This is a genomic window from Hominimerdicola alba, assembly GCF_900112155.1.
Taxonomy (GTDB): Bacteria; Bacillota; Clostridia; order Oscillospirales; family Ruminococcaceae; genus Hominimerdicola; species Hominimerdicola alba_D.
In genome coordinates this window covers 1-25,088 of the sequence record NZ_FOKQ01000044.1, presented here as the reverse complement: position 1 = coordinate 25,088, position 25,088 = coordinate 1, and the positions used below count along the sequence as shown (strand labels likewise).

Here is a 25,088-nt window from a genome sequence, read left to right as displayed (position 1 = left end):
CGGTTCTCAGAGCCACCGCAAAACGGGCAGGCAAAGCCCTTTTCAAAGCGGATATCAAGCAGAAAATCCTTGCAAAAACTTTCATCTGCGAACTTAGAGTATATCCCATCAAGTGTGATCTCAGGTTTCGGAAATCTTTTTGACATAGCGACAGTTCCCTTCGGTTTCTGTCACTATTATACTATATTTCCCAGTTTTGAGGTCTGTTTATTTGGACAGCATTGTAAATTATCTGTGGTGTATTAAAGGGATAACCATGAAATTTAATTATTTTTTTAGATCTAAGAAGCAAAAAGACAGCTAATCTTACTCACTTAGCTGTCTTTCACTTAAGAATTATAGTATCTGACATTCTTAATTGAGGCTTACAGTTTACAAGACGAAGTATATGATCAGGACTTCCTGTATTTGGTAGTTCTTACGATATGGTATTACAATGAATATACACACCCTCGACTATGCACAACAGAATGTCAAGAAATGCCGCCTAACTCATGACTAAAGTCACGAGCTTGCGGCGGCAAAATCGTCAAAGTTGTTAAGAACGCTTACAGTAATACTTATGACGGGATGCTCTGGGCGGAGAACTATCATGCTTCTATCTGATACCAGGTATATTACATAACTAAATGGTTCATGAAAAGTTTACATATAAAATGCTATAATAATTCTGTTACGTGTCAGATTTTTAGTTTTGTTTTTGATATATATATTGAAGCGTTTCAAAAAAGTGAGGTCTTTATATGACGGACAGAAAATTGATCGAGTTGCTGCGGAGTGATCCTGAACAAGGTCTTGCCGCTGTGGTAAAGCAGTACTCGTGTTATGTATATAAGATAGCAACCAGCCGTCTATGCGGAGTTTGTTCCAAGGAGGATATAGAGGAAGCTGTAAGTGATATATTCATAAAATTCTATACCGTAGGGCAGGAAAGTGGCTTTGCATTTGAATCGGTGCGGGGAAGTTTGTCGCTGATTGGAGGCAGGCATTGTATCAATGTTTTCAACAAGCATTGTAAAAAGCCAAAGCTCGTGTCACTTGATGATGTTATTGAGCTTCCTGCAGACGAAACCGGCAACACTGATATAGGAGGATCGCTGACCGATGCCATAGACAAGCTTGGCGAACCTTACACCACGATATTTATCAGAAAATACTTTTTCGGTCAAACCTCAAAGGATGTAGCAAAAGACCTTGATATTAAGCCTAATACCGTAGACAAGCGCATATCCCGGGGGCTTGTCAGGTTAAGACAAATACTGGAGGAGGAAGAATTGTGAAGATAGATCTAAACAGATTGCCTGATTATGTGAATGAAAAAGATATGGCACGTTTTGATGATAAGTTCGATCAGTTTGAATCGTCTGCAAACGCTGATACAGATCTTGAAGACCGCATTTTATCCTCCGTAATGAGAAAGGCGGGATTTGAGATGAATAATACTATAATTGTAAGAAAATCAAGGAAGAAAAAGCTGATAACAATAGCCGTGATTGCAGCAGCGCTAGTTTCCAGTGCGATCGTAGCAGGGGCATATGCATACAAAACGGGTTTGTGGAATGGCATGAAGAATGTTTTTACCGAAGAAGGTGAAGAACCTCTCGAAGAGATAAGTGAAAGCAAAGCGACTGCACTTGAAAGCATGACGGTCTTTGATGGTACTTTGGTAGAAAATACTTTTGATGGTATCGATATAATATTTGAAGGTTCGATCCCCAATATTGACAGCCAAGGTGGTGGCGAAGCGTATAGTATATTCACGATCCGAAAATCTGATGGAACAGCTTTTACAGAGCCTCCCGAGGGTTGGCGATATGCTATAAAATACGGTGAATGTGCGTATGGAAGAAACGATGGTTTTCCGCTTTATAAGGACAGTATATACAATATCAATATTAACGATGATGGTTCGATTTCATTAACGCTCAGTAATTGGACTGCCGGTTGTGTACTTTCAGCTATAAATAATAAAGGCGATTATCCTGTATACCTGGGTTTTACAGATCTTTATCTTGAACCCGACTTTACGGAAGGAGATGAAGCGACAGAGAGCGATAAAAAGCTCGGTGAGATCTTTGAACTGACACTTGATATTGAAGATGAATTTATGTCAGCTTGTAATGGATCATCATATTTGATCGATGACGAAGATAATTATGGAGTTTACTGGACAAAAGACCCGATGACCGAAGATTGCGAACTTGTAAGAAATTTCAAGGAGAAGGATGCTCAACTTCAAAAGGCTCATGAGGAGATAGCGAGCGAAGTATATCACGGCAGTGTGCTGTTTTCTGTTGATTTCTCAAATTACGAACAAAAAGTGCTGAAGTTCGGGGTAGAATGCAATGGTGAACCTGTAAATATAGAGATCAGTCCGATTAGGGCATGGATCTCCGGTGATGGATATAATGCTCCGTTTGGAGATAAAAAGCCCGAACTGATCCTGAATTATAAGGACGGAGAAACAGTCGAACTCGAATTAGGTGAAACCGGCGGCTGGGGTTTTGGCTCAGCCGATGACTGGCATCAATACTGGCAGACTGAAGGTAAAACCAATGAACCGATAGATATAGATAATATCGAAAGCATTGTTTTTGAGGGCATGACTATAAGTGTAGATAATCATAACCACCACTAAAGTGGTGGTTATGATTTCTACATCCTCTAAAACCGAGTATTTTCGGGGTAAATCAGCCATCTTCATTTATTAATATAACGTTTACAAAAGCTTTGTAAAAGAATTTCTATGGAATTTCAATGTTCAGAAAAGCCCGAAAACAAGCCATTTGACGGTAATTTACTATTTTAAAAAGGCAAAAAAACCAAGAAAAAAATAGAATTTTCCGTTTTTATCTGAATGAATTTTCTATTATAATACTCACAGTGATAATAATGGATAATTGGGGGTTGGTGATCGTCGTAAAATAAGCTTATGTACTATATAATGAAATACATAGCGAAGCAAATAAAGAATGATTCAGTAAGACATAAATTTACTTATGAAATACTTTTTGAATCTGTAATTACTCTTAGTATCGAAGAAAAAAATAATCCAGCAAAAGCTTATGCAAGATGATCTAATTATACCGGACTTAGTAAATTCTAAGTCCGTTTTTTTTTTCAGGTTTTCATCTTTTGAACGTATGTTTTTTATAAACTCCTTTTAGAAATCTCTAACATCAAGCTCACTACGATTGAAGCTCGTATATCTTTCTCTTATTTTATCTTTGCGTTCTTCTGCTGTTGTGGTTCTTTGCTCACTTCCGATCATATCTATATCATTTTGTAAAATAAGATAACAATATAATAACACATTTAATCTATAAATAGAATAAACCGAAAGTCAAGGTGATTTGACTCTCATTTTATTCGCAATTTTGGCAAAAATTCAGTCACATTTTGATTTCCCATATTGAGTATATCTAAAAATGTGGCTTTCCTATTGACATATGTTATTTGACATATTATAATATACCATGTTCTTTGACCCCTCCTGATTTTCATTCAAAAGCAATTGTATACTTCTGCTCTTGTTAAAGTCGTCACCAAACAGTCATGCCGCTGAAAACATGATAAACATTGAGCTGAGATATGCAGTGCCTTGCAAGTGAAAATCGGTTGGTCTTTGACATATCAGCTTTCGCCGAAGCAGTATTAAAATTTATTGTTAAAGGAGTGATATATTATAGGAAGATTTTTTACATCTTCACAGATTCTAAATCCATCCAAGAAAGAACAGTTTATTGATTTGTTCACAGAGAAAATGCAAAAAGAAGGGTATGTTCGGTGCAGTGACGAAGGTGACCTAACATATGTTTTGGCATTTTCTGCCGATCCGAATTGCAACTGGGTAACAATCAGTTCAGAATTGTATGGAGACGGAAATCCGGAGGCTGAAACTGACACAGCACGGATTGCAAAAATGCTTAAAACCGTTTGTATCAATACAATTGTAATTGACAGTGATTGCGCTATCATGCATATGTATGACCAGAAAGGCAAACCTGTTGATGTAATAGCAATCGGTCGAGCGGAAGATTATCTCGGTAATACAGCGTTAAACCCCAAAAAGGAATTGTGGGAATCCTTATTGGGGAATGGAACAACGTGGGAAACATTCAGGAAAATTCAGCAGGATTGCTATGTTTCTGCTGAGGATGGATTGACTAAAATTGCGCCGTGCCTTTGTATGGATGAAAATCTAATCACATTTGCGTTGAGCGAATTACATGATTACAGTGATACAACGGTCACGCTGAACTTCAAAAAGACAGCTGCGCACACGGAAACTAAACTCACAATGAAGAAAGGTTTTGAATCTGTATACGGCGAATTGCTGAATCAAAATGGGTTCACGCTTCTCAAAAGCAAGCACCCGTATTTTGTGCGGGTAATAGATAACCTGATGATTCAAAGTATTTCATTTGCAAAGGAGAAATCGATGGATTCGGCACATGACGGATTCACCATTTGTGTCGGAGTGAATTTGACGAGTACACCTATGACAGACTTTGACCAGACTCCAATGACACTGGATAATCAGGCATCGATGATCCCGATGGTCAGTTTTCTCCAAAGCTGCAAATTGTATCTGAACGGATATGCGGATATCACAGAAAAAGCATCATATTTCTATCTAAAAGGGGATAGTGCTTCATTAAAAGATGCGTTTCTGGAATCAAAAAAGAATCTGATGCCGTTTGTTTTGGAAATTCTTGATCAATACAGAACACCGGAATCTCTGATTACACTGCACCAGTCTTTGGTACCGTATTACAGAGATGCCGTGATCCTGAGCAATAATGTAGATGCCTTCCTTTCCAAAAGAGAAGCAGAGTTTCCGAAGCAATTTGAGGAACTGATTTCAGTTATGGGCGGAAATCCGATGATGAAGCCGCTTTTGGAGCGAAAAAAGAAAGAGGCACTTGATGCCTTTCAGAATGAAAAACAGTGGTTTTCCGATCGGAAACCTGATGGAAAAGCATATCACGAATATATGAAGAATGCAAATGAAATTAAAGACGTAAATCTCAAAACTTTAAAAAAACTGGGGCTTATACTTCAGTAAGGAGAATTATTTTATATGAAAAAAAAGCTAACAAAACTATTGGCTTTGTCAATAGTAATAACGTTTATCAGCACTAATATCCTGTTTACGAATATTCAGGCATATGCAGGTGATATCGACACATTTGACCTGATTGATATATGGGCACAGGGTCAGAATCTGGTTGAAGCAGAAATGGAATGCATGGCTGAAGCAACATTCAATCAGATAACGGCAGGTGTAACCACAAGTGTGCAACATGATAATTTTTACGTGTTACATAACTGCGACCATTTAGCGTATAATACAATTCATGTTTTGGTTCAGAATCATATCAGACAGAGTAATCCGTCTCTTAAAAAGACGGAACTTGGTTTTAGTTATACTTCTGATAAAAACACACTTGAAAATGAATACAATACATGGAAAGATCTTCTGGAAGAATACAAGAATCTGTGCTCAGCTGGCAGTGATTTGGGAGTTTTGGGAAAGCTCAAGAACTTTGTTAATTATATAGGCAAAAATGGCAGCATTGATCTTTGGGCAGAACAAGGCAACACTATTTATGTCTGGGAAGTAAAACCTGGTTCCTATGAGGTATATCCTAAGAGGATTCTTGGTCTGGAACAACTATATAGATATGTTACACTTCCGAAATCTAAGATCGGAGGAGGTCTGCAGGCACGCAAAGACAGCCTTATCTTTGTTCCTGGAGGAAACGTGAATTCCTGCATGCCAAACCCGACAGGTACATTTACATTTACACTTGATAATGGCAGTGAAGAAGTTATGTACACAGTCAATTACAGCGCACAGTCTGACGGCCTTGTGATCTATCATTTTGACCGTTTTGCGAAGAAAAAGCAGGAGCAGGAAGAACCGGAAACCGAACCGGCTGAAGTTCCTGTTACTGTACCGGATCCCGGATATGTCCCCGGATATGATCCCGGAGGTGTCCCGGGAAAAGACCCTGAAGAAGAGCCCGAATATGACCCCGGATACGAGCCCGGACACCAGCCCGCATTCGATCCGACTTTGGTTGGTTATATTCTCATCTCTGCTGAATTAATAGCGATAGTTACTATAGCAGCACCGCCTATTATCCAATGGCTTACAAGTCCGGCAGGAAGACGCACTTCTTTGTGTGGCCTTGCACCTGCTCTGGTGATGGGTCTTACCGCCTGCGGTAAAGTTGACACATCTGATCCTGTGACCGGTGCAGACGGAAAAACATACTACAGAGTGAAAGCTACCGATCAGAATTCCGAATACCTTTCTGCAATTCAGGATGCAGCAGATATTTTGGAAATTCTGGATATCACTGATCCGGATGATGTGGAAGACGAAGATGCACTGGACGATCAGCTCAAAGAAAAGGATAAGGAATATGAAGAAGCAAAGAATCAGGCTCCTCCGAGAGATCCTTTAATTATCCATCTTGGCAGAGAAAATACTATCGTCCTTTCTACGCTGGACAATGGAGTAAACTTTGACCTTGATAAAAATGGTTTTGCTGAAAAAACTGCATGGATTGGCACAGAAGAAGGCTTCCTTGCACTTGATGTAAACCACAATGGCTGCATTGATGACGGTGGCGAGCTTTTCGGCGATAAATTTGTCATGCCAAATCACAAGGAATCTCTGAATGGCTTTGAAGCTCTTGCAAGCCTAAATGAAAACGATGACACAGTGATTGACAGTGAAGATACTGTTTATGAAGAACTTCTGGTTTGGATTGACAGCAACCACAATGGTCTGTCCGAAGAATCCGAGTTAAAATCCATGGAGGAAGCCGGCATTGTCAGCATCGGTTTCGTACCGCATCCTGACGGCACCGTTCATGTTGAATCAAATGTGCTTGAAGCTGAATCGGCGTGGGTAACATTTGAGGACGGCAGCACCAGAAAAGTCAGCGAATTCTGGTTCCCGGTCAATACCGTTAGCACAACACACGGTGGTACTGCTACAGTCGGCAATGTGCCTGATTTTGAACAGACTTTGGAAAATGATACTGAAGGTACACTGGCCACGCTGTGCGAGCATTTTACAAATGAAAACGATATAGCAAAAAAGCGTTATGTACTGAAGCAAATTTTATATTACATGACCGGTGCAACAGATATTGCTCCCAACAGCCGCGGCGGCAATATTGATGCACGTGATCTGCATGTAATCGAACAGTTCATGGGCGCAGAATTTGAAGGCGTTGACGGCAAAAATCCAAATTCTGTTGCAGCAGAAACATTAAAAGGCATTTATGCATCTATTGAAGATATCTATTACAATAAGGTAAATCTTGCAACTGGTTTCAGAAATATCAGCAACTTTATCAGAGTGACGGATAAGGCGGATGGAGAAGGCAAGGAAATTAATTTTAATGTCTTTGATATTGCCATGAATCACTATGATCCGGCATTCGATGTGTTCTGCTACGATTTTGGCAAGTATCTGAAATATCTGGATAAAAAGTACAATACTGATTCGTTTGCGGAATTCACAAGCATCTACAGAGGGATTACCGATCATTTTGACGAAATTATGAATATGATCGACAAGACCAGAACGATTACCGGCACATCGAATGCAGATACATTAACCGGTTCTGCACTGACAGATTTCATCTTTGGTGATGACGGAAATGATACCATCAAAGGCGCTGCCGGCAATGACCGCATTTACAGCGGCAAAGGAAATGATACACTGATTGGCGGCAGTGGAAATGATGTATATGTGATCGAAGCTGAACACGGCAATGATGTGATCCGCGATACAGAAGGTGAAAATCTGATTGTCTTTGCTGATTGCTTTGACGAAGAAGACTATAAGTTTGCCGTTGATGTTACAAACGGCTTTATTATGACAAACACGGAAACCGGCGAAACCATTTCCGTTCCGGATTTCCTGACCAATCCACTTGGATACAGTTTTATCTTCCATGGTAAAGATGCAGCCTTTATCGGCGGCGGCAGCCGGAATATTCTGAACGGCACTGCTGCAGATGACTATCTTGAAGGCTTAAACAGCTTCAATCTGTTCTACGGCGATTCTGGAAATGATACTCTTGCAGGCGGCGCCGCAATGGACTTCATGTACGGCGAAGACGGCGATGATCTTCTGCTCGGCAGAAATGGTGTCAATATCCTGTACGGCGGTGCCGGAAATGACACTATCTATGATGGTAATGACGGAAGCTATCTTAATGGCGGCAGCGGCGACGATTTCATTTACGGCGGCGGCGGTGCGGACATCCTTGACGGCGGTGCCGGAAACGACTACCTCCAGGGCGATCACGGTGGAGACACCTATATCTATGGAAAAGGATACGGAACTGACACGATCAATGCTTCTTCCGATAACAACACGATTATGATTCACGGTTATACTGCAGGTAGTATGCATAATACCCGTAACACGCACAATGATCTTATTATTCACTTTGGTACAGAGGATTCTGCAGACTGCCTGATTGTTGATCACTTCTTTGATTATAACAGCAACCGCGATATCAAATTTGTTTTCGATAACGGAACAGAGCGCGGCCAGTATGATATCACAGCAAAATATGAACCGATTTTCGGCACAGAAGGAAATGATTGGCTCGCAATTCAGAACAGTGATGACAGCACCATTCATGCTGGTGCAGGTGATGACGGCCTGAGCGGCGGCAGCGGTAATGATATGCTTTACGGTGATAGCGGTAACGATACAATTTACGGCAATGATGGAAAAGACACGCTTGACGGCGGTGCCGGAAATGATATTCTTAACGGCGGAAACGGTGAGGATACTTATATTTTCGCAAAGGGTTACGGTTCGGATACTGTCAATGAGTGGAGCAGTGGCAATAATATCATCATGCTGACCGATATTAATTCCGATGAAATCACTGTTTCAGATCAGTTTGGTTCCAATCTGCTGATCTCCGTGAATGATACTGAGGATGTTCTGATAATCAACGGCTTCAAATGGGGACAGGCTGATTACAAATTCTTCTTTGCAGACGGTGCAGAAGGGTATGTCGATAAGGATACCTTTGAGCTTGTTCTCACAAAAGAGCCTGATATAAACGAAGAATCTGAAGCTGATCTTTCAGCAGCCGATTCTGATTCGGAAGACACTGAACTGACAAGCGATGAACCGGAAGATGATATTCCGGAAAGTGAGTTAGCATCGATTGTAGAAGCAGAGATTGCAACAGCAGAAACCGAAGATAAGGTTTCTTAAAGCATGAATCCGGTTGATGTCAATACAGAATCGGGACATGATGATATGATGTCATAAGCATCCATCATTACTGCAACAATTATTCAGCGGCATGCAGCAAAAACACGGTGAAACTGCAAGAATAATGGTAAAACGGAGTCGGATCTGACTCGCCCACTGTCAAGTAGACAGCGTAAAAAACTAAAACAATTTATGTAGTAACTAAAAGCAGTCTGCGCAATTTGAGCAGACTGCTTTGTTGTTGGTAGTAGTTATCAGTTACGGATGGTATATCTTACTGTTTGAAATAGTCAACAAATAATTAAACATCAAGTGCGTATAGCCGTGAAAACAATCATCCGCGCAATTTACCCTCAATGCACTATCGAGTGGTACGCTTTGGGGTTCATAGGTCCTTCTATTTCTGAAATAATCGTATTTTTTAGTATGTATTAAAAATACTTGTGTATACTTCTTTTATCGCTCTTTTGAATGCAACCAATAAAACCAAATACACTAAAAAAAGCCAGACGGGGAGAACATCGACAACACACGGATAATTGAAAGGTGAATGGTGGTATAGATGATTCTATGAAAAACAAATATATTATTGACAAATATAAATAATAATGATACAATAATCTCGATGGTTAAATATATTAATGTATTTAATATGGGAGGTCACTTTTATGAAGATAAAAAAACTATTGGCAGCAGTAATGACACTCTGTATGGTGACAGGTGCAGTAAACTACGGTATGCCCATTATCGCACAGGCCATCACCGTACAGCAGCCTGTTGTGAAAGAGGGTAATTGTTATTCCATGAATATGGAAACAGGTGAGCTTACTCTCAGGGGCGAGGTAACAGAACAATGGCTGAAAGGTTTAACCAGATCACTTGTAACATCTATCGTAGCTGAAAAGGGAACCGTTTTACCGGAATACAGCCAAAATTTGTTTGAGGGATATTATGCGTGTACTTATATCGACCTTTCAAACGCAGATACTAGCAATGTTAAAGATATGAGCAGTATGTTTTGCGGGTGTTACCATGTGAAAAGAATAGATTTAAGCGGATTTGATACAAGCAAAGTAACCAGCATGAAGACTATGTTCAAGCGCTGTACCGATCTGACTACGCTTGATCTGAGTGAATTCGATACAAGTAATGTTACTGACATGAGCGGTATGTTTTTAGAATGTAAAAGCCTAAAGACTCTTGATGTCAGCAGTTTTAACACAAGCAATGTTACAGATATGAGAGAAATGTTCAAAGAATGTACAGAACTGACAAGTATTAATCTGAACAGCTTTGACACAAGTAAGGTTACGTGGATGCATGAAATTTTCAGAGACTGTAAAAGCTTGACCACGATCGATGTTAGCAAGTTTGACACAAGCAATGTTAAATCTATGTGTGATATGTTTTCTGGCTGTGGTAACGCTCTTTCAATTGATGTAAGTGGATTCGATACAAGCTCTGTTATAGATATGTGGGGTATGTTCTATAACTGTTCCAGCCTAAGATCATTGGATGTAAGTGGATTTGATACAAGCAAAGTAGAATGTATGTATGGTATGTTTGAATGCTGTTCCAAGCTGACAACACTTGATCTGAGTGGATTTAACACAGAAAAACTCAGATATAATTATGGAAGAGATAGTATATTTAATAATTGTTCCAGCCTTAATACTATTACGTTCGGTGAAAAATTCAAATACATAATAAAATATATGAAACTCCCCAACTGTGAAGGCTGGGTAAACGTTAAAGACCCCACTACTGTTATCAGCGGTGATGGTGAATTTGCAGAAATCGATAACTATGGTAAAAACACCTACAAGCGCTTACCTATCGAAGAAGAAATAAAGCCCACCTACCCCACAAACATAAAAATAGAATACAGCGAAAAATATCACCAGGTTAGATTTACATGGGACAAGGTCGAAGGTGCTGACAGATATGGCATAGCTGTATATCTGGCAGGGAAGTGGAGGATACAGGCACAGAACATCACCGATACAGTCTATACTTCTCCAAAAAATCTTACTCCGGGCAAGACTTATAAATTCGCTATTGCGGCAAGAGTGAATGGCAAGTGGGATACAGCAAATGCTATCAAAAATGCTGTGACCGTTACCATAAAATAGGCTCCGCTGTTCTAATTTAGTTCAGTTTACTCCATAGACTATTTTAGTTAACCTAATTTGGTCTATGGAGTTTATTATACTTCTTTAGACATCCGTGGGGGTGGCTTTAGGAGATACAATTACAATACATCAAGCGTCCATCCTTCAAATTATCCTTTTAGACACCTTTTACTGATATTTCGTTTTTCACAAAATAATTCTCCAAAACTGATAACAACCATCATTTTTTCTTTTTGCCATCTTTTTTTGCTTTTCTTTTTTAGACAGCTATTCTCTAACATTTAAATTCATCAAAAAAAGTTTTCCGCCCTCGTTTCATCCTTTTACCATCCCCTCACTACTATCATTCCATCTGATCCTTTTTCAATCATCCGTCCTTTTCTCATTCATAACAGCACCAGCTTCATTATCCTACGGTACATCATTCTGAGCATCCGTATTCTTCATCACTAAAATAATGACTATATAAACAATGTTGTTTTTCCTGCAATCAATGTTATACTGGAAGTTTTGCTGTTTGTGAATTGTTTGTAAACTTGCATTTATTGTATTGCTTTTGTGCGCACAATGTCTTATAATATAGAAAAGAAGAACAATATGATCCACAAAGACAGGAGTGATATCTATGGCAACTAAGACTGCTAATCTTTATGCACGGATAGAGCCTGATGTAAAGAATCAGGCAGAATCAATTCTTGAAGACCTTGGCATATCGGCATCCAGTGCGATAACAATGTTCTATAAACAGATAATTCTTCACAGAGGACTTCCTTTTGATGTTAAGCTGCCTCCAAAGATCGTTAATTTGAGCAAGCTAACAAAGGAAGAACTGGATGATGAGATAAACAAGGGCTATGAGGATATGGTCGAAGGCCGTATTATCGACAGCAAGGATGCCTTTTTACAGCTTAGAAAAAAGCACGGCTTATGAGTTATAGTATAGTGATCACTAAAACGGCTTTAACCGATATGGATAATATCTATGAATATATTGCTTACCATCTCAAAGAGCCTGTAATAGCTGCTGACTTACTGGGCAGATTGGAAGTGTGTATCAACAGCCTTGACGAAATGCCATTTAAGTTCAGGACGTATGAAGTTGAACCTTGGCGTTCGAAAGGAATGCACATAATGCCCGTAGACAATTATGTTGTCCTGTATACGCCAAACGAGGATAGACAGGTCGTGACTATAAACCGAGTGTTTTATGGTGGCATGGATATTCCAAATCAGATGTAAAATTATATATGTTATACCGGGAGCATCGATATAAAAGTCGGTTCTCCTTTTTTCAAGGAGGAAATAAAAGTGAAGAAAATTCGAAGTAATAATAACCTGAATCCGCAAGGCAGAAGAATCCGAACGGTGAACGATTTTGTGGAATCAGGACTTTTATCAAAAGCAAAGAGTTAATTATATTTATAGTATAGACATATTTATTTAACAGATGGTAGATGTCATTGTAATTATATCCAATTTAAATTTTAAAATATTGACAAATGATTCTGGTTGTGATAACATGATAGCACGGATCCGTTAATAAATTAACAAGGAGACATTTATTATGATTAGATTCAAGAAAGTGGTGGCTTGCGTTTCTGCTGTTATGACGATGGCAGCTTCGACCTCGATGTTAGGTATCGTTGCATCGGCTTATGATTTCCGTGGAGATGTAAATCACGATAATTATATCAACGAATCGGACTACAACAGATTACAGGATTATGTTCTGAACGGAAGAGGAAACGGAATAACACGTAGTACAGCAGATGTTAATGGTGACAATTCAATTAATGTTGCTGATCTGCTGACTCTTAGACGTATGCTGAATGGTACAGATAAAAAGACTTTATTTGTCAGAGGTCATAACAGAGAATTCCATCCCGGAGATCATTTCCTTGAAGATGATAAATACTTCGGTGTTCTTCAGGGTGACGGTAATATAGTTGTTTACAGAAAGTCTGATGGATACGTTACGTTTGCTTCAGATACCGACTTCCATGACGATTACACAAATTACAGACTTATATTCCAGGCTGAGGACGGAAACATAGTTTTGTATGCAACACCTAACTATCCCAATGCTAAGCAGATCCCGATCTGGAATTCGGGATCGTGTTCAACAACAAAGTATCGTCCCTATATGCTTTCCTTTGATTACAACGGCAATCTCGTATGGAACCATGATGGCGGACAGGCATGGAAGAGCACCAGCAAGGGACATGTTACTCCTATGAATAATACAGCACGTAAGGCACTTGCAAATTACAGAGTAGGTCTCAGTTGGGATTTTAAGTATCACTATGAGACCATAGACCAGGCAGCGATAGATTTTGTTTTTGCTTTCAACGAGGAATCAGTCAGAACTCGCTGCGAATATGGAACTACTATTCTTGAGTGCGATGACGGTAAATACAGACTTGATCTCACTCCTCCCGAAGGAATAGTAGGACCTCAGAGAGGTATTAATCAGGTGGAAGGCACGGGTCCTAATATGTATGTATATGATGACTCCGTAGCTTATGTACATACACATGGTCACTTTGTAAGATGGGAAAATGAATATTTCTCATTGGATGCTTCTGATGGAAAGTCTGATATTACTATAGCAGAAGGCAACAATAGATGCGGTAAGTATCTTATTGCATACGTTGGCACTCCGAGCGGTACTATCAGAAAATACAATCCTTATTCAGATCCTCATCCTAGCAATATGAGATCAGCAGGTAAAGTTATCTTCAAGAATGCACCTCACTAAGAAGTTTACCATCTAATATCGGAAGCTGCTGCAGAAATGCAGCAGCTTTTGGTTTTACACTAATGCATCAAGCTGAAAAAAGCTCCGGCTATTAATAGTCGGAGCTTTAAATTTCAGCATAAGGACTGATCACATCTCGCTTTTTTCTTTCTTTTTCAGACAGTTATTCTCTGTATTTTGAAATTATCGAAAAAATCACTCTATGTATTTACTTTCAGATACCATATAAAAATAATTTTCCTGAATACTTCACTACATTTTCTCAATAGTATCGTTTTCTTTCTAATACTTCACTCTTTTTTCCGTATAAAAGGAAAAGACAGTGTACCACCTAAACCTGCGGTACGGAAAGCTCTAACTCTGAAGAAAAAGCCCTCAGAAACGCTTGCATGACATTTCCGGGGGCTTATGGTTTGTAATTCAGTTCCGTTAGGATATCTTCCAATAGACTAAGGATAATGACATTTAAACACAACAATTAGTTGAATTATTTCACATCTTTAATTGCACTATTTATAAAGTCTATAGTTTCTTGCCTTAGCTTAAAATCTGATAATTTATTTCTACCGCTATAACTAGCTATATTGATCAATTCAATCGATGTGTTTGTTTCAACCAATATATAGTATACGGTATCTGGAGCATCACTATCACCTAATTCACTTTTATATTTTAGTTCAGTAAGGTTTTGTAACTCTACTGCCTCTAAAATATCCTCTGGTATCTCCTCCGATGTACCAACTATACTATCTGAATCTTGTAAAAGAGCAATAACTATAGAGATTAAGGTTGTATTTATATTTTCTTTCTTCATATCATGATATCGAATAGTTCCATCTCTTTCTATAGTATAGAGATCATCTTTTCGATCATATGCATAATTACCTGATCTATACACTAAAGTAATATTTTTCACATCCATATTGACATCTATTTTATTTTGTTTGAAATAAAATAGTATTATCAATACTATAGTGAGAACAGCAAGAATAGCGATAGTTACAATAATTCCTTTTTTTTTCATGATAATCACCTCAAAGAGTTGATTGGTGTAACAGTTTTGGTTGCACTATTATAGGAGAATACATCCCATATTTTTCCGTTTCCTTCAGGTACGTTAAATGTATACTTAGGATATGAATTACCGCTTAAATATACTTTTACACAGGCGTTTGACAAAGAAATCGGATATTCGCCACTATAATTATGTACGTAAAACTGATATATGCCAACATTTAGTTGCTACATTTCCATTTACGCAGAAATTCCCAGCATTAATAGTAATAGCTCCATCGTCACTCGATGCGGCAAACATCGTGTAAGGATATGGTTCTGTGTTTTCTTCGGCGTGAGTCGAAACCATAGGTATTGCACTAGCAGTCATCGTTAAACTAAGCACACCTGAAAGCATACGTTTAAAAATTGGCTTCATATTCGCCCTCCTGTACATAATAATTCGCTTGAATCAATACATAAGATAGTATGTGAATCAAGCGCAATATTAATTATAACAATTTGATATTATTTTGTCAATGCACAATATAGTGAATTCAATATGTCTAAATAATGACTTATTGAAAATCGAACCATCAACATAGCTTGCCGTGCCTGTCTTACAATGTCATCATGAAAACCTCTTTACCACTGCTTTCCTAAAGCGAGTTCCAGTTTGTTGGATCATGCACGAGTAAAAGTGCATCCGACTGCTTCGCAAGCAGCCTTCATTTCATCGATTTCTTTTCTGGTATTCATCATAACAGGTTATAATATGGATATAATAATCTAAACTTTAGTTCTCCATAGCGCATGACTTTGAATTTCATGGGTACAAAACTTTGAAATTTTATAATTTCAGCAGAAGGCATTATTATGCTAAAGAGAGTAGCACATCTTTGTGTCACGCGTGACACATTAACCATTAGTATTCCAACTGCATGATTCACTTCAAAATCGTAAAAGCACACTCCCCATATCAGGAAATTTGCTTCGGCAAGTAGTTTTTCTCCTATTTTTTCTCCTAAAAAATCCTTTCGCCTATTTTTATATAAAATATAGGAGAAAAAGTTCAGGAGGAGAACCCACACAATCATCTTACGAATAATCAAAAAGTATGATAAACAGGCGATTTTGCTATACCAGAGCTGTTCTTGACAAGATACGTTCACTTCTGGATGACAAATAAAGGGAGCGGTAACATCCGGCACCCAAATATATCTTCATTACTATTTTCCTGTATACTTCTTTTATCGCTCTTTTGAATCCAACCAAAAAATCGATCGCACAGTAAAAAGACAGAAGGGGAGTGCATCAAGCATTTATCACTAAAATTATCTTTTTAGACACTTTTTTTAAGATATTTTAATTTCTACAAAATAGTGATACGAACTAAGAAAATGACATCTTATTTTCCTTTTATCATTCTTTTTAGCCACTTTTTTTATTGTTTCCTGTGATCGTAAAAAAAAGAGGGAGGAGAGCATTCCACCATCCCCATTATCATCCTTTTCTTCTTTTATCCCTTTGAGCTCATTCACTCATCCACCTCATTATCCACCGACGCATCATTTACCCTTTCCTTATTTCTCGTCATTCAAAAAAACAACTATATATAATTTTCACTTATGAATTTATATATACTTGCAATCTAAAATCATTCGCTTATTATTTTACCTGGATACTTCATTATATTTCCTAATAGTACATTTTCTTTTCATATACTCTGTTTATTTGACGGTTATCTTAGTTTCACTTTCCGTCAATAGTATAAACTAATAATATTTTCTTATATAAAAATTGACGAATGGTCAAGAAAAACGGAACGATATTATTGACATTGATGGTTATGTGTGCTAACATATTACTGATATATTGCCGTTTCGGCACTAGAATTCAGGAGGACATAAATATGAAGTTAAAAAAAGTTTTAGCAGTAGTGATGTCACTTTGTATGGTGGCAGGAACTGTCAGCTACGGCGCACCTGTTATATCACAGAGCATAACTGCGCAGGCAGCTGAGTCAGCAACAACCAGCGGTTTTTCATTTAACCAAACAACAGGCAGTCTTACGCTTAGTGGTACGGTTGATGGTGATACTTTACGTAAATTTAACAATAAGTATGGCTATCGTGTTAAATCTGTCACAGCTGAAAAAGGTACAGTTCTTCCTAAAGACAGCAGCCTTCTTTTTCGTAATTATACAAATTGTTCTTCTATCGATCTTTCAAATGCGGATACAAGCAATGTTACAAATATGAGCAGAATGTTCGATAACTGTTGCAAGCTTAAATCGCTCAATGTAAGCGGATTTGATACAAGTAAAGTAACATATATGGACGAGATGTTCTGTTACTGTAAAAGCTTGACATCGCTTGATGTTAGCGGATTTGATACAAGCGAAGTTGCAGATATGAGAGATATGTTCGATGGCTGTAACGAATTGACATCACTTGATGTAAGCAAATTTGATACAAGAAGAGTTAAAGATATGAGTTTTATGTTTGGTGGCTGTTTCAAATTGACGTCAATTGATGTTACTGCATTTGACACAAGCAGGGTTACAAATATGTATGCTATGTTCAGTTGCTGTAAAAGCTTGACATCGCTTGATTTAAGTGGTTTTGATACGAGCAGAGTTACAACTATGGGCAATATGTTCCATTACTGTGAAAGCTTGACATCGCTTGATTTAAGTAGTTTTGATACAAGTAAAGTCACAGATATGTACCAAATGTTTGGTAAGTGTTCAAAACTAACCACACTAAATTTAAGCTCTTTTGATACAAGCAATGTTAAAGATATCAGTTATATGTTTTATGGCTGCGGTGAATTGACATCACTTGACTTAAGTGGTTTTGATACAAGCAAGGTTACAGAAAAGTCTGATATGTCCAGTTCTAGATGTATGTTCAGTTCTTGTAATAAACTGGAGTCCCTTACTCTTGGTGAGAATTTCAAATATGTTCTCAGAAAAGCAGAACTTCCCAACAGCAAAGTCTGGGTAAATGTGAAAGCTCCTACAAAAATAGTAAGCGGTGACTGGAAATTTGCAGCTTTCAAAAACAACGGTAAGAACACCTATATAACCTATACTCCCACCTATCCTACCAACATCAAAGTCGAATACAGCCAGGATTATAAATTTAAAACTCACCAGGTAAGATTCTCATGGAAAGAAGTAGAAGGAGCTGACAGATACGCTATAGCTGTACACCTTGCCGGCAAGTGGAAGGTTCAGGATAAGGGCATTATCGACACTTCTTACACTACTCCCAAAAGCATGACCTCGGGCACGACTTACAAAGTTGCTATCGCCGCCAGAGTTGATGGCAAATGGGATACTGTAAACGCAATCAAAAACGCTGTTACTGTTACTGTAAAGTAATAGGCTTGCACCGTTAAAATCTAAAGAACGCAAAACGGATAGACCGTCCTTGTTGGGCGGATATCCGTTTTTATAACCGTCAAACTTCCATCACCTACCCCACCAATATCTGAATAAGTATAATAAACTCTAAACAACTCCATAGATCAAAGTAAGCGTAAAAAAGCTCCATACAATTTATCCGAAAGGAAAACACCGTAAGCATCAAACCCTCCGCACCTACCTCTCCGAAGTCTAATAAAGTATAATAAACTCCAAGCAACACCATGAAGTAAATTGGACAGTCCAAATTGATCCATGGAGTTCATTGGAGTCGATTAGATAAGGAGGTAACAGGTATCTATAAAAATATTGATTTCTGTTTTGTTCATATCAAAAGTCCTCCATTAGCTGTATTTCTAGTTATTGTATAAACTGGCGCACCACTTTGACCACCACTTGTGTCAACATTATATCTAAGGTCAGTTCCATCGGTAAATTCCAAATGTCCTTCGGATGAATACAATTTATGATTAATATTACCATGACCATTTACAGTTCCAGGTGTACCAGTTACATAAACAGGCACGTTTGAATAATTATAAGCAGATACATTATACGATGTACCTAAATCAAAAAATTGATAATTTGACAAATCTTCCTCAACAGTAATTAAGGCATAATCCATAGATGCTGGTCTGTAATGATATCCACTAATATCATAGTAATTATAATAATCTTCCATTATATGCGCCTCAACTGGCGTTAACGTCGTAGACGTTAAGTTGCCCATTGAATCATAGGTTTTAATATTACCGCCATTGATTCCACCATAAAGATACCAAGTTTCATTATCAATGTTATAAACACAGTGTGCAGCTGTAGCTATCGTATGCTCGTCTACAATAAAACCAACTGCTCCATAAGATAAATAAACTATTCCAGTATTTTCACTGCCAAATGCAATATATCTATCATCAGTTCCAATAACAGCTCTGTCAGGATTTTCTTCTATCGAAGACAGCGTATATTGCTGAGGGTATAACGTATAATAAGAATCTGAATTCGTTGCATAATTATGCTTTATATATGTTCTTCCATATGGATACGATGCATATGTATCTGGATTAAATCCCGAAACAAATGAATATGGGATAGTACTCCATGAATCTCTTGAATAGAATCCGCTTGAATAAGTTTGACCTTTAACTTTACTGGATATACATAATAAATCCGATGAATCAACCGTCATACTTTGATTAGCATCTAAACGATTATAATTTGTATATGAGCGTATACCATTAAGATAAATCGCAACAATAATACTATCTGTAATATTAACATTACCATCGTGATTTACATCACATGGATTATATCTGGTTAATGATTCATCGATTTCCTCTGACGAGGGATCTTCTGCATAAACACATAAAAGAGAACTAAAGGACATAATTGCTGCAAGTGCGACTGAAAAAAACTTTGATGTTTTCATTATGATTACCTCCTCGTATAATATCTTCCATATCTCTATTGTGTTTAAACGTGTTTGGATTTTTAGAACGAATTAAAGCTAGATAAACCTATTACTATATTAACATGACTATTTGAAATACTTACTTAAAAATATTTCTAGGCTCTTTAGTTTGATAGCCACCATAATGAGATGCAGAACCACAAGCCATAATTGCCATATGCTTAGCAATCTTTTGGATAAACTCAGCGGTAGTTTTGATAATTTTATTCATAAACGTCACCTCTTTTCTCTTTGATTATTGCAGCCAACATTAAAATTGAAATTGAAACACATGTGAATATAATCATTGTACCAATATAACTTTTTATTAAAATAATTCCAATACAATTAATTATTATAGAAATAATCGTTCCAATTACCTTTAATTTGGTTCTTCTGAATTGTTCAATAGGTTTATTCTTGTTTTCTACAGGTCCTAAAATCCAAACTACCGTTAAGTTAAAACATATCAATCCTATTACAATTGGAAGTGTAATCCTATTTGATAAAATGATATTCAGAGACACGATAAGGATATAAGTTACACACATAAGCAAATTACATTTAAAATATGTATTAGCATGATATCCACCCGTGAATGACCGTATCAAAATGAAGATAGAAATAAAAATGATGCTTTCAATCACATGATGAATAATTAGGCCTAAACATACTACAAGAAATATATTTAGCAATGAAGATATACTTATTTCTATTCCATATTTATAGAAATTTTGAACTTCTTCGTCATTGCTGATAACATTTTGCTTAGTGATGAAAATTAATATTTTAGAAACAATCCGATTCATTATATCGCCTTGCTTTTGTATATACCGCTCCGACTGCCACAACTGCACGGAGCATTTGCCACACCTCGCCGCTGACTGCCCACGGGCACTGCCCGGTAAAATATGATATACTTGGTATGGCACGTCAATGACGTGACTACATATCAAGGAGGTCTATCATATGGTGGACTACAAAAAGATACTCAGACTTGCCAGTATTGGTTACAGTCTGAGACAAACTGCTGCGAGCGTGGGGCATTCTCATCATACTGTGAAGAATGTTCTGGAGCTTGCTGAAAAGCGCGGTATCGAATGGCCTGTTGATGACGATGTAACTAACGTCGAACTTGAGAAGCTGTTCTATCCTGAAAGAAAAACGGCGGGAAGTCATTATGCCGAACCCGACTTCAATTACATCCACCGCGAGCTTTCAAAGAAAGGCGTTACCCTCACTCTGCTCTGGCAGGAATACTGTGAGCGTGCCTACGCCAACGGTGAAACACCCTATATGAGCACGCAGTTTGGCGATAAATATCGCCGCTGGGCTCGTATCACTAAGGCTACTATGCGTGTCAATCACAAGCCCGGAGATGTTATGCAGGTGGACTGGGCAGGCGGAACTATTCCGTATTTTGACAGCATTACCGGTGAGGAGTACAAGGCATACCTGTTTGTAGCGGCACTGCCTTGCAGCAGTTATCTTTACGTTGAAGCCTGCACCGATATGAAACAGGAGAACTGGCTGATGTGCCATGTCCACGCATACGAATACTTTGGTGGCGTGACAAGAGTGCTTGTTCCGGATAATCTCTAATGTTAAGCTTAACATTAGAGATTTAATGTTAAGAGGCAGTTAATGTAAAGTCAGCCATTACAAGGCGGTTTTTATTAGCATCGCATCAAAACTGACTTTACATTAACAAGAGAATGCTACCCCAATGCATCAAGGAACGATAGCAAATCGTCTTTCTTCTCCTCGGAAAAGAAATCGAGACTTTCCGGTACTGTTTTCTTAGCTATCGACTCAATTGCTTTTCTTGTGACTTCAGGATTTGTAGTAAGATAAACCTGAGTGGTTGCTATTGATTCATGTCCCAAAAAATCTCGGACATTATAAATATTTACGCCATTATCCACAAGGTGTGTGGCTTTACTGTGACGCATCCTATGTGGGTAAACAGAACCGTCTATAATGCCCGGAACAGTTTCGTTCGCTATTTTGGAGTATTTTCTTATGATATACCGTATACCTTGCCTTGTTAGTCTATCACCTTTTCTGTTACAGAATAAAGGAGACTCAGGTGTAAGGCGATATTGCCTGATATACTTTGAAACGATCTTTTCGGTTTCATCCAGCAAAGGAACAGATCGGTGCTTGTTCCCCTTTCCATGTACGTAAATTCTGCAGCATCGACCGGGTTGGAAGTCCATAACATTCAGAGCAATGATTTCCTGAACCCTACAGGCAGAATCGTATAGTAAAGATAGAATCGCCAAGTGGCGCAGACCTTCGTCAGATGATGCATCAATTGAAGAAAGTATCTGCTTTATACCATTCATGGACATACATGCAGGAGTTTTTTTATCTTCCTTACCAAATGGTATACCAAGTATCTTACTGCATTGCCAGGAATGCTCCGGTGAAATCATCATTACATACCGGAAGAATGATTTTAAATGCGCCAGCCTTACATTTTTTGTAGATATCCCGTTATTTCTAACACTTGAAAGCCATGTAAGGAATTCGAGTATCATTTCGTAGTCAATTTCATTGATAGACTTCTTTGATATATCTCTGTTGGATTCTGACATAAATGTAAGCAGCAATCTAAAAGTGTCCCTGTATGATGAGATTGTGTTTTGCCCATAATTATGCTGTTTCATCAGGTATGACATAAAGTATCGCTGTACATAAAAAGAAAAATCACCACTCATATTTTCACCTCCGGGAATAAACTCCGTAGGGAGGATTCTTTTTGCAAGAGATACTCATGATCTTGCTCAGTAAAATGAATGTATTTTTCTGTATCCAAATAGTTCACATGGCCGACATATGCAGCCAGTATTGGAATTGCAGTATAAATATCCATTCCGCTTTTTAGCATTTTTTCCAAGCTTCTGGTGCAGAATGTATGGCGGATGGAGTGAATATTGGGTGTTTTTCCGGACGCTGTACATATACCGGCTACCTTAAACATTTTGGGAAACATGTATTTCATGGCATCATATGTAAGATGTCCACCAGTATATGAGGACGTAAAAAATGGTTTGTTTCCATAAGCCATATCAATGTTTTTGGCATAGTCCCAGATAATTTTTTTCAAAGATTCAGATACGGGGATATATCTTGAAACACCATTTTTACCATTGATCACATGAATTATGCCGTTTAATGGGTCGACATCATCCCTGGTCAGTGCAAGTGTTTCGCCTATACGCATTCCGGTGCCTATAAGTATTCTAACAAGTACGGGATATACCAGTTTATGAGTGTTGGATCTTCTTGCTGTAGGGAGCGTATCGGCTGCATTAACTAGTCGCTGAAGTTCTGTATCACTGAAAATATATGGGCGAAATTCACTTTTTACCGTCCGCATATACTTTCGCGGAACATCGACTGCATCAACTCCGAGAAGTGCCACAAAAGAACAGAACTGACGGAGATTCGATACTATGTATTGGCGTTCTAATTCGCTTAATCCATCATGTGGAGCCAGTAACTCCTCAACCATTTTGGTGGATATAAGGTTTTCATGGTAAGAATTGAGCGAATTATTCAATTTCCTTAAGCGAATCATTGTTGAATGAGCGACTTTTTCGCCTTTTCCACGCTTGAACTCTATGAATTTTTCAAAGTATGGTTTGAAGAAACCTTCTTCAAATTTAAGAAATTCCTTGTCATTGATCATTTTTTCGGCACCTCCAATGCTGCTATCCGGAGATGCTCAATATCTGACCAGACATATGTTTTGGTGGATGCTGCAGATGTGTGACCGAGTATGACTGCGATCTCATTTACCGGAATCCCTGAACTTAAAAGGTTTGTTGCCAGACTATGCCTAAGAGAATGCAAACCATGGTGCTTTCCTTTCGTGTCAACACCTGCGATCTCGAAGTACTTAAAAATCTTGTCGCCAAAATGATCATTCATTGAGTATGGAATATACGGTTTTCTTAGTCTTATGAATAAATTCCGACTGTCTGAATTGTGGCGAGCATTCTTGATATAGTCAAGAAGTGCGAAAAGAATCTCATCTGTCAGAGGAAATGTAACCTCTCTGTGAGTCTTGTACTGTGTAATAGTTATAGATCGGCTTTTCCAATTTATGTTTTCAAGAGACAAAGCCTTTATGTCACTTGAACGAAGACCATATACACATGCAAAAAGCATCATAAGATATATTGTTTTTCCCCAGGGAGTACTCCTGTCAACCGCATTCATAACACGTCGCACTTCATCTGCCGTGTAAATGGAAGGCAGCCTTTCATGCTTTCTTGAATGGATCCCTGTCAAGAATGGGAAAGGATCAAATGAAAGCATTTCCAAGAATACATCATAAGAAAAGAAGTTCCTGAGAGTATATAAAAGAGAGGCCTTTCCCTGTGATGAATATCCATTATTTAGTGAGGATACAAAGTCTGCAAATAGTTTTGGGGTAATGCTACCCAACGCTGTGCATTGTCTTCCCGCCAAGAAAACAAAAAACACTTTCATTCGTCCGGAACGCGTATATATTGTACCATTGCTCTTTTGATCATTTCTCATAAGGATTTCATATCTTCTGAGGATAGTTTGGTATGGTACCGGACAGACTGATCGATAGTTAAGATACCTGCGTTTTGGCTCGTTAGCAGTAATAATGTCTTGGATCATCCGAATGGCTCGTGCACTGCGTTCTTTATATTTCGATGGCGGTGATTGAAAAGGCGGCACACCTATAGTCAGAACATAGTACTCTTGGATAATTGATTCAGGGGATGAGAAAGCTTCCTTATTTCCTGCGTAGTGCTGAAAATCATCAGCTATTCGGATGTAGGTCTTGGCTGTTTCAGAATCAGCTCCGTAGTTTTGTATGATGTATTCCCGAAAAAATTGAATCGCATCATACAGTGTCATTGCACAATTGGAATCAATCATGATAATTTCTCCTTTCTAAGATTGATTCCATTATATCATATTAATGTAAAGTTGAAAAACAATTATCGTTATATTTGTGGACTTTAGATACTCCACTTTACATTAACTGCCTCTTAACATTAAATCTC

Annotated in this window: 20 protein-coding genes; 10 read left to right on the top strand and 10 right to left on the bottom strand. The window is 38.2% G+C overall.

The genetic code is table 11. The features are described from left to right. The coding region (locus tag BM265_RS21040) for a transposase (RefSeq protein ID WP_143098762.1) at positions 1-146 on the bottom strand (146 nt) is incomplete at its 3' end. A gap of 597 nt (positions 147-743) precedes the next feature. Here BM265_RS21040 and BM265_RS16725 point away from each other — a divergent pair. The 8 genes from BM265_RS16725 (at position 744) to BM265_RS16690 (ending at position 14,161) form a co-directional block, all read left to right on the top strand. Continuing rightward, the gene (locus tag BM265_RS16725) at positions 744-1,280 is read left to right on the top strand and encodes an RNA polymerase sigma factor (protein WP_074963127.1); all 537 of its coding nucleotides are present in this window, start codon (positions 744-746) and stop codon (positions 1,278-1,280) included. Beyond that, the gene (locus BM265_RS16720) at positions 1,277-2,638 is read left to right on the top strand and encodes a hypothetical protein (RefSeq protein WP_074963126.1); all 1,362 of its coding nucleotides are present in this window, start codon (positions 1,277-1,279) and stop codon (positions 2,636-2,638) included. The genes BM265_RS16725 and BM265_RS16720 overlap by 4 nt, the downstream gene beginning before the upstream one ends. Positions 2,639-3,763: 1,125 nt before the next feature. Beyond that, complete coding sequence (locus BM265_RS16715; protein ID WP_074963125.1) at positions 3,764-5,068, top strand: hypothetical protein; 1,305 nt, start codon at positions 3,764-3,766, stop codon at positions 5,066-5,068. Positions 5,069-5,083: 15 nt separating this feature from the next. Then, on the top strand, positions 5,084-9,271 hold the full coding sequence (locus BM265_RS16710; protein ID WP_074963124.1) for a calcium-binding protein: 4,188 nt from the start codon (positions 5,084-5,086) through the stop codon (positions 9,269-9,271). A 668-nt stretch (positions 9,272-9,939) separates the two neighbouring features. After that, the gene (locus tag BM265_RS16705; RefSeq protein WP_074963123.1) at positions 9,940-11,403 is read left to right on the top strand and encodes a BspA family leucine-rich repeat surface protein; all 1,464 of its coding nucleotides are present in this window, start codon (positions 9,940-9,942) and stop codon (positions 11,401-11,403) included. Positions 11,404-12,028: 625 nt separating this feature from the next. Continuing rightward, positions 12,029-12,334, top strand: coding sequence for a type II toxin-antitoxin system RelB/DinJ family antitoxin (locus BM265_RS16700; RefSeq protein WP_074963122.1), 306 nt, complete (start codon positions 12,029-12,031; stop codon positions 12,332-12,334). Beyond that, a complete protein-coding gene (locus BM265_RS16695; protein WP_074963121.1) occupies positions 12,331-12,642 on the top strand; it encodes a type II toxin-antitoxin system RelE/ParE family toxin in 312 nt (103 codons plus the stop codon). Before BM265_RS16700 ends, BM265_RS16695 begins: the two co-directional genes overlap by 4 nt. Before the next feature lie 325 nt (positions 12,643-12,967). Then, entirely contained in the window at positions 12,968-14,161 is a 1,194-nt protein-coding gene (locus BM265_RS16690; protein WP_074963120.1) for a dockerin type I domain-containing protein, read from the top strand. A gap of 487 nt (positions 14,162-14,648) precedes the next feature. Here the strand turns inward: BM265_RS16690 and BM265_RS16685 are convergent, their stop codons facing one another. The 3 genes from BM265_RS16685 to BM265_RS16670 form a co-directional block, all read right to left on the bottom strand. Then, the gene (locus BM265_RS16685) at positions 14,649-15,185 is read right to left on the bottom strand and encodes a hypothetical protein (protein ID WP_074963119.1); all 537 of its coding nucleotides are present in this window, start codon (positions 15,183-15,185) and stop codon (positions 14,649-14,651) included. Positions 15,186-15,365: 180 nt separating this feature from the next. Further along, positions 15,366-15,593: a hypothetical protein gene (locus BM265_RS16680; protein ID WP_074963118.1), complete on the bottom strand. Its 228-nt coding sequence runs from the start codon at positions 15,591-15,593 to the stop codon at positions 15,366-15,368. Between the two features lie 916 nt (positions 15,594-16,509). Further along, positions 16,510-16,695, bottom strand: coding sequence for a hypothetical protein (locus tag BM265_RS16670; protein WP_074963116.1), 186 nt, complete (start codon positions 16,693-16,695; stop codon positions 16,510-16,512). Between the two features lie 371 nt (positions 16,696-17,066). Between BM265_RS16670 and BM265_RS16665 the strand changes: the two genes are divergently transcribed. Beyond that, positions 17,067-18,542: a BspA family leucine-rich repeat surface protein gene (locus tag BM265_RS16665; protein ID WP_074963115.1), complete on the top strand. Its 1,476-nt coding sequence runs from the start codon at positions 17,067-17,069 to the stop codon at positions 18,540-18,542. A 367-nt stretch (positions 18,543-18,909) separates the two neighbouring features. Here the strand turns inward: BM265_RS16665 and BM265_RS16660 are convergent, their stop codons facing one another. From BM265_RS16660 to BM265_RS21120, 3 genes are all read right to left on the bottom strand, one after another. Further along, positions 18,910-20,013 (bottom strand): trypsin-like peptidase domain-containing protein, encoded by a 1,104-nt coding sequence (locus BM265_RS16660; protein ID WP_074963114.1) that lies wholly within the window; start codon positions 20,011-20,013, stop codon positions 18,910-18,912. Between the two features lie 121 nt (positions 20,014-20,134). Beyond that, entirely contained in the window at positions 20,135-20,266 is a 132-nt protein-coding gene (locus BM265_RS20935; protein WP_278288136.1) for a hypothetical protein, read from the bottom strand. Then, positions 20,259-20,843: an accessory gene regulator B family protein gene (locus BM265_RS21120; RefSeq protein ID WP_074963113.1), complete on the bottom strand. Its 585-nt coding sequence runs from the start codon at positions 20,841-20,843 to the stop codon at positions 20,259-20,261. Before BM265_RS21120 ends, BM265_RS20935 begins: the two co-directional genes overlap by 8 nt. Before the next feature lie 160 nt (positions 20,844-21,003). Here BM265_RS21120 and BM265_RS16650 point away from each other — a divergent pair, with 160 nt between their 5' ends. Beyond that, the gene (locus tag BM265_RS16650; protein ID WP_207647001.1) at positions 21,004-21,636 is read left to right on the top strand and encodes a DDE-type integrase/transposase/recombinase; all 633 of its coding nucleotides are present in this window, start codon (positions 21,004-21,006) and stop codon (positions 21,634-21,636) included. Positions 21,637-21,752: 116 nt separating this feature from the next. Here BM265_RS16650 and BM265_RS16645 read toward each other — a convergent pair whose 3' ends face one another. From BM265_RS16645 to BM265_RS16635, 3 genes are read right to left on the bottom strand one after another with little or no spacing between them, the layout of a single operon-like run. Continuing rightward, a complete protein-coding gene (locus tag BM265_RS16645; protein ID WP_074963112.1) occupies positions 21,753-22,757 on the bottom strand; it encodes a tyrosine-type recombinase/integrase in 1,005 nt (334 codons plus the stop codon). Further along, positions 22,754-23,731: a tyrosine-type recombinase/integrase gene (locus BM265_RS16640; protein WP_074963111.1), complete on the bottom strand. Its 978-nt coding sequence runs from the start codon at positions 23,729-23,731 to the stop codon at positions 22,754-22,756. The genes BM265_RS16645 and BM265_RS16640 overlap by 4 nt, the downstream gene beginning before the upstream one ends. After that, positions 23,728-24,960, bottom strand: a complete 1,233-nt coding sequence (locus tag BM265_RS16635) for a site-specific integrase (protein ID WP_074963110.1) — start codon at positions 24,958-24,960, stop codon at positions 23,728-23,730. The genes BM265_RS16640 and BM265_RS16635 overlap by 4 nt, the downstream gene beginning before the upstream one ends. Between the last annotated feature and the right edge of the window lie 128 nt (positions 24,961-25,088).

Bases quoted from the DNA above. Each gene is read 5' to 3' on its own strand.
- BM265_RS16640 (WP_074963111.1), bottom strand. From the start codon at position 23,731: ATGATCAATGACAAGGAATTTCTTAAATTTGAAGAAGGTTTCTTCAAA.
- BM265_RS16645 (WP_074963112.1), bottom strand. From the start codon at position 22,757: ATGAGTGGTGATTTTTCTTTTTATGTACAGCGATACTTTATGTCATAC.
- BM265_RS16705 (WP_074963123.1), top strand. From the start codon at position 9,940: ATGAAGATAAAAAAACTATTGGCAGCAGTAATGACACTCTGTATGGTG.
- BM265_RS16690 (WP_074963120.1), top strand. From the start codon at position 12,968: ATGATTAGATTCAAGAAAGTGGTGGCTTGCGTTTCTGCTGTTATGACG.
- BM265_RS16665 (WP_074963115.1), top strand. From the start codon at position 17,067: ATGAAGTTAAAAAAAGTTTTAGCAGTAGTGATGTCACTTTGTATGGTG.
- BM265_RS21120 (WP_074963113.1), bottom strand. From the start codon at position 20,843: ATGAATCGGATTGTTTCTAAAATATTAATTTTCATCACTAAGCAAAAT.
- BM265_RS16710 (WP_074963124.1), top strand. From the start codon at position 5,084: ATGAAAAAAAAGCTAACAAAACTATTGGCTTTGTCAATAGTAATAACG.
- BM265_RS16635 (WP_074963110.1), bottom strand. From the start codon at position 24,960: ATGATTGATTCCAATTGTGCAATGACACTGTATGATGCGATTCAATTT.
- BM265_RS16715 (WP_074963125.1), top strand. From the start codon at position 3,764: ATGCAAAAAGAAGGGTATGTTCGGTGCAGTGACGAAGGTGACCTAACA.
- BM265_RS16650 (WP_207647001.1), top strand. From the start codon at position 21,004: ATGGTGGACTACAAAAAGATACTCAGACTTGCCAGTATTGGTTACAGT.
- BM265_RS16680 (WP_074963118.1), bottom strand. From the start codon at position 15,593: ATGAAGCCAATTTTTAAACGTATGCTTTCAGGTGTGCTTAGTTTAACG.
- BM265_RS20935 (WP_278288136.1), bottom strand. From the start codon at position 20,266: ATGAATAAAATTATCAAAACTACCGCTGAGTTTATCCAAAAGATTGCT.
- BM265_RS16660 (WP_074963114.1), bottom strand. From the start codon at position 20,013: ATGAAAACATCAAAGTTTTTTTCAGTCGCACTTGCAGCAATTATGTCC.
- BM265_RS16685 (WP_074963119.1), bottom strand. From the start codon at position 15,185: ATGAAAAAAAAAGGAATTATTGTAACTATCGCTATTCTTGCTGTTCTC.
- BM265_RS16725 (WP_074963127.1), top strand. From the start codon at position 744: ATGACGGACAGAAAATTGATCGAGTTGCTGCGGAGTGATCCTGAACAA.
- BM265_RS16700 (WP_074963122.1), top strand. From the start codon at position 12,029: ATGGCAACTAAGACTGCTAATCTTTATGCACGGATAGAGCCTGATGTA.
- BM265_RS16695 (WP_074963121.1), top strand. From the start codon at position 12,331: ATGAGTTATAGTATAGTGATCACTAAAACGGCTTTAACCGATATGGAT.